This is a genomic window from Janthinobacterium lividum, assembly GCF_011601275.1.
In the GTDB taxonomy this organism is placed as follows: domain Bacteria; phylum Pseudomonadota; class Gammaproteobacteria; order Burkholderiales; family Burkholderiaceae_D; genus Janthinobacterium; species Janthinobacterium lividum_E.
This window is the reverse complement of record NZ_JAAOLY010000008.1, coordinates 66,542-77,584: the sequence shown is the minus strand read 5'-3', so window position 1 is coordinate 77,584 and position 11,043 is coordinate 66,542. Positions and strand designations below refer to the sequence as shown.

The following is an 11,043-nucleotide window of genomic DNA, read 5'->3' as shown; positions in this document are numbered from 1 at the left end:
ACTCGCATGCAGATACAAACTCGCTACAAATCTCCCGCCAGCCGGCTTGACCTGGGGCCAGGCTGGCTGTTACTACAAGGTCATGCCGAGGATGACATCCTGGTAGTCGGTGCGGCCCACGCGGAAAGTGCGCCGGCCCAGCTGCGCAAAGCCGCAGCGCGTGTAGAACGCCAGCGCATCGTGGTTTTCCGCATATACGCCCAGCAGCACGCGCCCTGCCCCGCTGGCGCGCGCCTGCTCCAGGGCCGCCTGCATCAGGCGCTGTCCCACGCGCTGGCCCTGGAAGCGGTGCAGCAGGTAGATGCGCTTGATTTCCAGGTCATTCGGGCGCGGGTCCGCCACCGGCAAGCCGGCGGGGCTGAGCACCAGGTAGCCGACGGGCGCGCCGCCCGGCGTGGCCTCGGCCAGCCACAGCCGCATGGCCGGCAGCGCCAGCCAGTCGCGGTACAGCTGCACGTCGTGCTGGCGCTGGCAATGGGCGATGACGTCGGCGCCGTCGAGGATGCCGGCGAACGCTTCCAGGAAGGTGGCCTGCCCCACCAGCGCCAGCGCCTGTTCATCGCCCTTGGCGCAAGGGCGGATGGTGATCGCGTTGTCGGTGTCTGCACTCATGTCGCTTGGCATATTGCGCTCCTCAAGGAAAACAAGCCGGGCGAAGCCGGCTTGAGGGTCATGGTATTGCTGCGATTACTTACTGCCCAGTGGCACCTCGCACAGGCAGTGCGTGAGGGCCATGAACGGTTTATGTTCGCGCGTGATGCCCGACAGCCAGGAGAGTTCCTGCGCCATGCCCAGCGCCGCATCGGCCGGCAAGCCGGTCGTGGCCAGGCCCAGCTTCACGTGTTCGCCCAGGCCCAGCGAGGCCATGGCCTTGGAGCCGAACATGCCAATCAAACGGTCCACGTTCGACGTTTCCTGTTCCAGGTAGGTCACGCGGTAATCGGTGCCCAGCTTGGCGCGCTTGGCCGCCGAGGCCAGCGCATCGCCATAGCTGCCGATGCGGTCGACCAGGTTGCGCTCTTTCGCCTGCAAGCCCGTCCAGACGCGGCCCTGCGCCACCTCATTGATTTTCTCGGGCGTCGTCTTGCGCGCCTTGGCGGCCAGGCTCAGGAAGTCGCCATACACGTGGTTGATCGAGCCCTGGATCACTTGCGCGAAGCGGGGATCGAGCGGACGCAATGGGTTGCCCGCGTCGGCCAGCCACGTGGTCGGCGAGCCGGCCGTGTGGATGCCCAGTTTTTCCACCACCTTGTCGGCCGTCGGCAAAATCGCGAACACGCCGATGGAACCGGTGATGGTGGCCGCGTCGGCGATTACTTCATCGGCCGAGGTGCTGATCCAGTAGCCGCCCGAAGCGGCCACGTTGCCCATCGAGACGACCACCGGCTTGCCGGCGGCGCGCGTCAGTTCCAGTTCGCGGCGTATCAGTTCCGAGCCGAAGGCGCTGCCACCCGGCGAATCGACGCGCAGCACGATGGCCTTGATCGATTTGTCTTCGCGTGCCTGGCGGATCAGGCGCGAGGTGGACAAGCCGCCGATGGCGCCCGGTGGCGCGATGCCGTCGCCGATTTCGCCCGAAGCGATGACCACGCCGACGGCGTCGCCGACGTGCACGGGGCGCAGGCGCGCCAGGTAATCGGTGTAGTTCACCTGGCGGAAGTTCGTGCCTTCCGTGTTCTTCGCGCCGCGCGCCATCATGAACTGGCGCAGTTCATCGCGCGTTTTCAGGCCGTCGACCAGCTTGGCGTCCAGCGACAGCTTGCCCAGGTCGCCGCCGGCCGCCGTCATCAGCGCGGGCAGCGCATCGATAGCCTGCATGATGGCGCCGGCCGGCAGCTTGCGCGATTTTTCCACGTCCGTCGTGTAGGTGGTCCACAGGCCGTTATTCAGGTAGCGGTCCGCTTCGGCCGCCGCTTCGGACGGGCCGTTGGCGATGAAAGGCTCGGCCGCGCTTTTATACGTGCCCACTTTCAGCAGGTTGACCGTCACGCCCACTTTGTCGAGCGCGTCGCGGTAGTAATTGCGGTAGCGGCCAAAGCCTTCCAGCATGACGCCGCCCATCGGGTGCAGGAATACCTCGTCGGCCTTTGCGGCCACCAGGTACTGGCGCTGGTTGTAGCTCGAACCCCAGGCCGTCACTTTCTTGCCCGTGGCGCGGAATCGTTCCACGCCAGCCGCCACTTCGCGCAGCGAAGCGAGGCCGCCGCCCTGCAATTCGTCGAGCAGTATCACCATGGAGCCGATGTCCTTGTCCTTGGACGCCGTGTCGAGCACCGCCAGCACATCGCGCAGCTGCACCGTCTTCTTGACTTCGCCGCTGACATTGGCCAGCACGGCTTCGCGCACGCCACCCGGGGTTTCCTCGACCAGCGGGCCTTGCAAGTCCAGCACCAGGGTGGTCTTTTCCGCCAGGGGCTTGGCGCCGCCGCCGAAAATGGCGATCAGGATGGCGATGACGATCAGCAGGAAAATCAGATTGATGACCGCGCGGCGGGTGGCGTCCAGCGCGCGCCAGAATGCGCCGAAACCGCGGCGCAGCGGCGGGAAGGGGTTGAGTGACATTGATGCTCCGTGAGGTTGTGTACCTAAAGGAAATCAATATAGCTGAAAATGGCCGCCATCGCCCTGGGATTCGTCTTATTTTGACAAGTATTGCGTGCCCTGGCCGCCCGGCCCTGCCGGCGTGGAAATGAGAAACAGGCCACCGAGCACCAAGGCGCCATTCAGGATCAGCAATTCCAGACCGATGCGGTAATGCTCAAACAGCAGCGCCTGCTCCTGTTCCACCAGCGCGCACAGCAGCGGCCCCGCGATGGCGACCAGCGGTACCCAGCGGTCGCGCACGCCGCGCCGGCTCAGCAAGCCGAAGGCGAACAGGCCCAGCAGCGGACCATAGGTATAGCTGGCCAGCTTCAGGATCACGCCGATCATGCTGGGATCGTCCAGCCACTTGAAGGCCATGATCAGGATCAGGAACAGGGCGGCAAACCCCAGGTGGACACGGCGGCGCCAGCGCACCTGCGCACTTGCACTCAAGTCCTGCCTGCGCTGCAGGCCCAGGATATCGATGCAGAAGGTGGATGTGAGCGCCGTCAGCGCCCCGTCCACGCTGGGAAACAGGGCGGAAATGAGGGCAATGAAAAAGATCAGCTGCACGACGGCAGGGAAATGCCCGAGCACGACGGCCGGGAACAGCTTGTCGCCCGTGGCCGTCACGCCCACCAGCGGCGCATACAGGTGCAGCAGGCCGCCGAGGAACAGGAACAGCAGCAGCACGCCCGTCAGCACCACGGTGAGGCTGAGCATGTTCTTTTGCGAGTCGCGCAAGGTGCGCACGGAAATATTCTTTTGCATCATTTCCTGGTCCATGCCCGTCATGGCGATGGTGATGAACATGCCGGCGAGAATATGCTTCCACACATAGGCGGGACTGTCCGGGTCGACGGTGAAGATGCGCGTGAGGCCGTGTGCGCGCATGCGCTCGAGGCTGTCGACGACGGACAGGTCCATCTCGCGCAGCAAGAACACGCTGCAAATGACGAGACCGGCCAGCATGCACGCCGTTTGCAGGGTATCGGTCCAGACGATGGTCTTCACGCCGCCTTCATAGGTGTACAGCAGGATCAGCAGCAGAACGGCGCAGGCCGTCAGCCAGAACGGCACGCCCAGGCTGTCGAGGATGGTCGCTTGCAGGATATTGACCACCAGATACAGCCGCGCCGTGGCGCCCAGCAGGCGCGACACGATGAAAAAGGCCGCCCCGCTCTGGTAGGAGCGCCGGCCCAGGCGCAGTTCCAGGTAGCGGTAAATCGAGGTGAGCTGCAGCCGGTAGTACAGCGGCAGCAAAATAAACGTGATGGCCAGGTAGCCCAGCACATAGCCGATCATCAGCTGGACATAACCGAAACCGTTGCTGCCCACGGCGCCGGGCACGCTGATGAAGGTCACGCCCGTGAGCGTGGTGCCGACCATGCCGAAGGCCACCAGCATCCAGTTGCTGTCCTTGTTGCCGATGAAAAAACTGTCATTGGTGGCATGGCGCGAGGTGCGCCATGCCACGCCCAGCAGGATCAGGAAATACGCAAGGACGACGGCAAACAGGATGATGGGGGACATGGGCGATACGCTGGCGGCAAGGTGAACAGGGGCAAGAATATACAGCAAAGCCCCTGCTTACGCCGGCATCAGCAGCCGGTCGGTTTGACCTTCTCCACTTCCAGGCCGAACCACGGGCGCAGGCGCGTGCCAATGACGTTGCCCAGGAAAGCGCAGACCAGCCACAGCCAGCCGTGCAGGCTGCCCGAGACGATGCCGCTGAAGTAGGCGCCGATATTGCAGCCGTAGGCCAGGCGCGCGCCATAGCCGAGCAGCAAGCCGCCGACGATGGCGGCGATCACCGAGCGGCGCGGGATGCGCCACACGGGCGCGTAGCGGCCGGCCAGCGCCGCCGCCAGCATGGCGCCCAGCACGATGCCGATGTCCATCACGGACGTCTTGTCTTGCGTCAGCGGCGCGGCCAGCGCGGCCGCATTCGCCTTGGTGGACCAGTAAGCCCAGCTGGCCGTGTCGATGCCGATCATGGACGCCGCTTTCGCGCCCCACAGCGCAAACGCGGAGGTCACGCCCCATGGCTTGCCCGACAGCGCCAGGGTAATGAAATTGAGCACGACAAGCGCGATGGCGCCCGCCACCAGCGGCCATGGGCCGTGCAGCCAGGGCGAGGCCTGCGACGGGCGCAGGGGCGTGGCGACGAGCTTGCCGTGGCGGCGCTTTTCAACGAATACCGTGATGCCGGCGATCAGCGCGAAAACGATCCAGTTCAGCGCCAGTGCGGGCACCAGGCCCAGGGTCGTCACGAGGGAAATGGGCTGGAGTTGCGGCAGCGCCGTCCAGAACGGCATGTGCGCCGTGCCGATCACGGAACCGATAATAAAAGCGGCCAGGGTGATGAGCATGCGCGTGCTGCCCCCGCCCACCGTGTACAGGGTGCCGGACGCGCAACCTCCGCCCAGCTGCATGCCGATGCCGAAAATGAAGGCGCCGAAGATGACAGAAGTACCGGCGGGAGACACGAGGCCCGCGACGGGCGTGCCGAACAGGGTGCCGGCCGACAGCGCGGGGAAGAACAGCGCCACGCCCACGGCCAGCATCAGCATTTGCGCGCGCAAGCCGTCGCCGCGGCCATCTGCAATGAAGACGCGCCAGGCGGACGTAAAACCGAAGGCCGCGTGATACAGCGTGATGCCGAGCAAGGCGCCCACTACGTACAGCGCAGCCTGGTTGATGCCGACGGTTTGCGCCAAATACCAGGCGCCGAGCACGATGAGCAACAGGGCGACGCCCAGCGGCTTCGGATTGATGGCGGCGCGCAGGCGCAGCGGTGACATTGCTGTATCGGACATGGGAGTATGGAAGAGAGAGGTAAGCCCTATTCTCGCCCGTTTTGGTGTTTTCTGCCAGAAACTTACTGGCAGATCAGGCTAGCTTAGTGCCCCACCGCATGGATCGACTTTTCGCCGCCAGTGCGCACGGGGATGGGATTCAAGCGATCCATCCGGCCGCTCAAGGCCGTCAAACCGAATGCGCCCAGCACGACCAGCGCGCCGATCCAGCCCGTATGCACGAGACCCAGGTGTTCCACGATCAGGCCGCCACCCCAGGCGCCGCCGGCGATGCCCAGATTAAAAGCGGCGATGTTCAGGCCCGACGCCACGTCGACGGCGCGGGGCGTGAAGTGCTCCGCCTGCTGCACGACATACACTTGCAAACCGGCCACGTTACCGAAGGCCACGGCGCCCCACAGCAGCACGGTGATGACGACGAGCACGGGATGCGGCGCCGTAAAGGTCAACAGCAGCAAAACAAACGCCAGCAGCAGGAAGATCAGTTTCAAGGCGCTGACGGGACCTTTCTTGTCGGCCAGCTTGCCGCCCCAGATATTGCCGAACGCCACAGAGATACCATATACGAGCATCACCACGCCCACGGCGCCGGCACTGAAGCCCGACACTTGCTGCAGGATCGGCGCCAGATAGGTAAAGGCGATGAAGGAGCCGCCGTAGCCGACGGCCGTCATCGCATACACCAGCAGCAGGCGGGGCTGGCCCAGCACCCGCACTTGCTGCAACAGCGAGGCGGGCTTGCTGTGGGCGATGGTCGATGGCACGTACAGCAGGCTGCCGATGAACGCCACCAGGCCGAGGGCCGAGACGGCGAGGAAGGTTTCGCGCCAGCCGAAATGCTGACCGATGAAGGTACCCAACGGCACGCCCGTCACCAGGGCCACGGTCAGGCCCGTAAACATGATGGCAATGGCGCTAGCCGCCTTGTCTTTTGGCACCAGGGACGTGGCGATGGTCGAGCCGATGGAAAAGAACACGCCATGCGCCAGCCCCGTCAGGATGCGGGCGACGACGAGGGTTTCGTAGCCCGGCGACTTCCACGCCAGCAAGTTACCCAGGGTGAACAGGACCATCAGCGACAACAGCAGGGTCTTGCGGGGGATCTTGCCCGTCAGGGCCGTCAGCACGGGTGCGCCGACGGCGACGCCCAGCGCGTACAGGCTGACCAGCAAGCCGGCCGACGGCAGGTTGACGCCCAGGTCGGCGGCGATGGTGGGCAACAGCCCCACGATGACAAACTCGGTGGTTCCGATGGCAAATGCGCTGAGGGTCAGCGCGAGCAAGGCAATGGGCATGGCAAACTCCGATCAATGATGTTGGCATGCAGTATCGGGGTTTTCTTTATTCCGAAAAATACTTCATCGGGCAGAAGATACTTGCGCTCAACTCAACAATTTGATGGTCTGCTACACTGGCCCCATCAACACGGGGTCACCACCATGAATTCAGAAAAACTGGCGCTGCTGCTCACGCGCGAAATGCCATACGGGAAATATCAGGGACGCTTGCTGGCCGACTTGCCGGGCCACTACCTGGGCTGGTTCGCGCGCGAGGGCTTCCCCTCGGGCGAACTGGGCAGTTTAATCGCGCTGATGTACGAGCTCGATCACAACGATCTGCGCAGCCTGCTCGACCCGCTGCGCACGCATCAAAACCGGCCGCGTTCATAAGGCCGCGCCAAACCGCTCCACCACGAAATCAACGAAGCTGCGCAGCTTGGACGACATGCGCCGGTCGCGCAGATAGATGAGATGCAAGGGCCGGCTGGGCGGCGTGTAGCCGTGCAGCAGGCGTACCAGATGCCCGTCAGCGATATCCTGTGACAGCATAATCTCGGGCAACATGACGATTCCCATGCCGGCCAGCGCCGCCCGTCGCAAGCCTTGCGCGCTGTCGACCCGCATCCGGCCCGCAATCGGCACGCTGATGTCGCCCTCCGGCCCCGTCATGCGCCAGGATGGCTGTGCCGAACGCCACTCGGAGCGCGAGGAATAGACATAGGCCAGGCAATTGTGCTGCGCCAGATCCTCGGGCCGCCGCGGCTCACCGTGCTGCGCCAGATACGCCGGTGCGGCGCACAGCATCAAATGATACGGCGCCAGCGGGCGGGCCACCAGGTCGGCCCCGTGCTGGTCGCCAAGGTTGCCGAGGCGGATCGCCGCCTCGAAGCCATCCTCGGCCAGGTCCACCACGGTGTCCGTGACGACCACGTCGATATCCACCTTGGGATAGCGCGCCGTATAGTCGGCAAGCGCTGGGATCAGCCGTTCCGTGCCGAATGTCGCGGAGGCGGTCACGCGCAGCCGCCCCTTCGGGCTGCTTTGCGTTTCCAGCGCCAGCGCCTCGGCATCGCCGACGAGGCCGAGGATCTCCATGCAGCGTTCGTAATACGCCTTACCGAATTCCGTCAGGTGCTGGCGCCGCGTGGTGCGGTTGATGAGGCGCGTGCCGAGATGCTCCTCCAGCGCCTGCAGATGATTGCCCACCATCGTGGGCGACAGGTCGCATTGCGCCGCCGCGGCCGTCAAGCTGCCCGTATCGACGACACGGATGAAGATGGTCATCGCCTTGAAGATATCCATTGCCAATATTTTCTAGGTAGTCAAACAATAAAAAGCCAGTTTATCTAATTTTTCAAGGCAATACAATGAGAGCGGAACCAGTCGGCGTTTTTCGCGACGACTCCCATCAATCAGAACACCCTCTTCGGGACTTCCTTCTCATGCCTACCCTGACACCGCGGCACGCCGTATCTCCACGCCTGACCCTGTTCGCCACCAGCCTGGGCTTCGTGCTCGTCATCCTCGATGTCACAGTCGTCAACGTGGCGCTGGAACGCATCCAGGCTTCGCTGGGCACCGACGTGACCGGCTTGCAATGGATCATCAATGCCTACACCCTGGTCTTTGCCAGCCTGCTGCTGACGGCCGGCGCCATCGGCGACCGTTACGGCGCCAGACGCATCTTCGTCATGGGCTTTGCCCTGTTTACCGTGGCATCGCTGGCCTGCGGCATGGCAGACACCATCGGCGCCCTGATTGCCGGCCGGGTCGCCCAGGGAGTGGGGGCGGCGCTGTGCGTGCCGGCCTCGCTGGCCTTGCTGAGCGCCAGCTTTCCGGAAGCGGCCGCGCGTGCGCGCGCCGTGAGCATCTGGGCGGGCGTGGGCGGCCTGGCGCTGGCGGCCGGGCCCGTGGTTGGCGGCATCATGGTCGACCGTTTCGACTGGCCCAGCATTTTCCTGCTCAACCTGCCACTGGGGCTCGTGGGCATCTGCCTGACCCTGGCCTACGCGCCATCGGGTTCAAAGTCATCCGGACGGGGCCTGGACCTGGGCGGGCAAGTGCTGGCGATTCTCGCGCTGGGCGGGCTCACCCTCGGTTTTATCGAAAGCGGCGCACTGGGCTGGACGCACCCGCTGGTGCTGTCCGGTTTTGCCTGCTTCGTCGTGGCGGGCGCCCTGTTCATCCTGGTCGAAGCGCGGGGCGCCGACCCGATGCTGCCGCTTGCCTTGTTCCGCTCGCCAGTGATGAGCGCTTCCTGCGCCGTCGGACTGCTCACCAACTTCGCCTACTACGGCCTGATGTTCGTGTTCAGCCTGTTTTTCCAGACGACGAAGGGGTATACGCCATTGATGACCGGGCTGGCTTTCCTGCCGATGACGGCGCTGGTCACGCTCGCCAATCTGCTGTCTGGCCGGCTGACGGCGCGCTACGGCCCCCGGCTGCCCATGGTGATGGGGCAAGCGCTGGCCGCCTGCGGCTATCTGGCGCTGGCCGGCATTGGCGCGTCCACGCCGTATGGCGTCATCGTCGGCCCGCTGCTGGCGGCCGGGGTCGGTGTCGCGCTGACGGTTCCCGCCATGACGACGGCCGTACTCGCCACTGCCGACAAGCAACGCACGGGGATCGCCTCTGGCGCGCTGAACGCCGCGCGCCAGACGGGCGGGGTGATCGGCGTCGGAGTATTCGGCTCGCTGGTCGCTGGCGGCGCGGCACACCTGCTGGCCGGCATGCATGTCGCGCTGCTACTGGCCGGTATCGCACTCGGCATCGGCGCCCTCATCAGTTTTGGCCAGATCAAGGCACGCTAGAGACTGGCCCTGCGATGCTCAGAACTCACGCACTTTCTTTGCCAGCATGGCGCTGAGCTCGCCATTTTCCACGAGCTTTTGCAGCTCGCTGGCGCCGCCAATGAGCACGCCGTTGACAAAGACCATGGGAAACGTCGGCCAGCCCGTCCACATTTTCAGGGCATTGCGGCGGTGCCACTGGCTCAAATAGCTGCCGTATTGCAGGTACTGGTAAGGCGTGCCCAGCACGTCGAGGATCTTGCGCGCCTTGCGCGGAAACGGATTGAGCGCCATGCCGACCACCACCACCTGGTGCGCGGCGATGGCCGCCTGCACCTCGCGCACGATGTCCTTGTGCTTGCTGCCGATCAGGGGGCGGGCGGCGGGATGAATCTGGGCTTGGTCAAGGATGGCGCGGGTCATGAAAGTCCTGGGGTCAGTGGCACGTGGCGTGCGGATCACGCATTGTGCCACGCACACAGGCCGGCGTGGGCTACACTGCGCCCCACCTCCCCTTCTCGTCAAATTCGCGTCAAATATATGCAAGCAATCCACCCCATGCCTGAATGCCGCACCCGCCGCCTGCTGGGCGCTCTTCTGCTGGCGACCTGCTGTGCCAGCGCCGCTGCCGATCCCGGACTTGAAAGCGACCTGATCCACGCGCTGCACCTGAAAAAGGGCACGACGGAACGAGCCGGCACTTCCGGCAAGGCGATCCAGGCTTACGTACACGAAGGCTATATCGGCAAACGCCCCGACCAGCGCTTTGACTACACCGATTACTACCTGCTGAAGAAGCCGGCCAGCTTCATGGGACATGGACTGGTGCTCATCGAAGAGGAATACATCACGCAATACATAGGCTGCTGCGTCAGCCCCGGGGCCGGCGTGACGGTGAAGGTGCGCGGCAGCACGCAGAAGCTGCAAGCGTTCGCCAGCGCCCAGCGCTGCACCCTGACCGACCCCGTCGATGTGCAACATGCGCTGAGCGAGGTTGCCATCAAGGCCCGGCTGCCGAAAGGCCATTACGCGTCATTGAGCTGCCGCGAACGCGACGCCGAGCGCGACGAGCAGTAAGCCCTACCCCAGCGGCACGTGCAAGCCCATCTTCAGGCAAGTCAATGCCACCGACGTGCGGTAGCGGCGGATATTGTCGTCGCCGCCGAACAGGCGCTCCGTCAGCGCCTCGTATTCGGCCATGCTGCTGGCGGTAATGATCAGCAGGTAATCGGCCTCGCCAGTAATCCCGTAGCACTGCTGGATGGCAGGCTCGGCCATGATGCGCGCGCGCATGCCGGCCGTGCGCTGCGGGTGTTCGTCGTGCAGATGCACTTCCACCGTCAGCGTCAAGGGACGGCCCAGGCGGCTCGCGTCGAGCACGGCCACTTCATGGCGGATCACACCGCTCTCGCGCAGGCGCCGGATGCGCCGCTGCACGGCCGGCGCCGACAAATGCACGGCCTGGGCGATTTCGCGTTGCGAGGTGGTGTTATCGCGCTGCAAGATGTCGAGGATGGCCAGGTCGAAGGCGTCGAGCGTGACGGAGGGTGTGAGCGAAAGTTGCGTCATGAG

11 protein-coding genes are annotated in these 11,043 nt (G+C 64.6%); 3 read left to right on the top strand and 8 right to left on the bottom strand.

Annotated elements, in window-relative coordinates; translation table 11 throughout:
- Positions 1-72: 72 nt before the first annotated feature.
- From GYK42_RS13905 to GYK42_RS13885, 5 genes are all read right to left on the bottom strand, one after another.
- Positions 73-612 carry a GNAT family N-acetyltransferase gene (locus tag GYK42_RS13905; RefSeq protein ID WP_166447986.1) on the bottom strand — a complete coding sequence of 180 codons (540 nt, stop codon included), beginning with the start codon at positions 610-612 and terminating at the stop codon, positions 73-75.
- Positions 613-687: 75 nt separating this feature from the next.
- Positions 688-2,562 carry a signal peptide peptidase SppA gene (gene sppA, locus GYK42_RS13900; protein WP_166447985.1) on the bottom strand — a complete coding sequence of 625 codons (1,875 nt, stop codon included), beginning with the start codon at positions 2,560-2,562 and terminating at the stop codon, positions 688-690.
- Between the two features lie 75 nt (positions 2,563-2,637).
- Positions 2,638-4,116, bottom strand: a complete 1,479-nt coding sequence (locus tag GYK42_RS13895) for a sodium:solute symporter (RefSeq protein WP_166447984.1) — start codon at positions 4,114-4,116, stop codon at positions 2,638-2,640.
- A gap of 68 nt (positions 4,117-4,184) precedes the next feature.
- The gene (locus tag GYK42_RS13890) at positions 4,185-5,402 is read right to left on the bottom strand and encodes a YeeE/YedE family protein (protein WP_166447983.1); all 1,218 of its coding nucleotides are present in this window, start codon (positions 5,400-5,402) and stop codon (positions 4,185-4,187) included.
- Positions 5,403-5,485: 83 nt separating this feature from the next.
- On the bottom strand, positions 5,486-6,697 hold the full coding sequence (locus GYK42_RS13885) for an MFS transporter (RefSeq protein ID WP_166447982.1): 1,212 nt from the start codon (positions 6,695-6,697) through the stop codon (positions 5,486-5,488).
- Between the two features lie 144 nt (positions 6,698-6,841).
- On the opposite strand from GYK42_RS13885, the gene GYK42_RS13880 reads away from it, so the two are divergent.
- Positions 6,842-7,072 carry a DUF3820 family protein gene (locus GYK42_RS13880; RefSeq protein ID WP_166447981.1) on the top strand — a complete coding sequence of 77 codons (231 nt, stop codon included), beginning with the start codon at positions 6,842-6,844 and terminating at the stop codon, positions 7,070-7,072.
- Here the strand turns inward: GYK42_RS13880 and GYK42_RS13875 are convergent.
- Positions 7,067-7,984 (bottom strand): LysR family transcriptional regulator, encoded by a 918-nt coding sequence (locus GYK42_RS13875; protein WP_166448110.1) that lies wholly within the window; start codon positions 7,982-7,984, stop codon positions 7,067-7,069. The two genes, GYK42_RS13880 and GYK42_RS13875, sit on opposite strands and share 6 nt — an antisense overlap.
- A gap of 140 nt (positions 7,985-8,124) precedes the next feature.
- On the opposite strand from GYK42_RS13875, the gene GYK42_RS13870 reads away from it, so the two are divergent.
- Entirely contained in the window at positions 8,125-9,492 is a 1,368-nt protein-coding gene (locus GYK42_RS13870) for an MFS transporter (RefSeq protein ID WP_166447980.1), read from the top strand.
- A gap of 18 nt (positions 9,493-9,510) precedes the next feature.
- Here GYK42_RS13870 and GYK42_RS13865 read toward each other — a convergent pair whose 3' ends face one another.
- A complete protein-coding gene (locus GYK42_RS13865) occupies positions 9,511-9,894 on the bottom strand; it encodes a glutaredoxin domain-containing protein (protein WP_166447979.1) in 384 nt (127 codons plus the stop codon).
- A gap of 135 nt (positions 9,895-10,029) precedes the next feature.
- Between GYK42_RS13865 and GYK42_RS13860 the strand changes: the two genes are divergently transcribed.
- Positions 10,030-10,548: a hypothetical protein gene (locus tag GYK42_RS13860; RefSeq protein ID WP_166447978.1), complete on the top strand. Its 519-nt coding sequence runs from the start codon at positions 10,030-10,032 to the stop codon at positions 10,546-10,548.
- Positions 10,549-10,551: 3 nt separating this feature from the next.
- Here GYK42_RS13860 and GYK42_RS13855 read toward each other — a convergent pair whose 3' ends face one another.
- Positions 10,552-11,040, bottom strand: coding sequence for an Lrp/AsnC family transcriptional regulator (locus GYK42_RS13855; protein ID WP_166447977.1), 489 nt, complete (start codon positions 11,038-11,040; stop codon positions 10,552-10,554).
- Between the last annotated feature and the right edge of the window lie 3 nt (positions 11,041-11,043).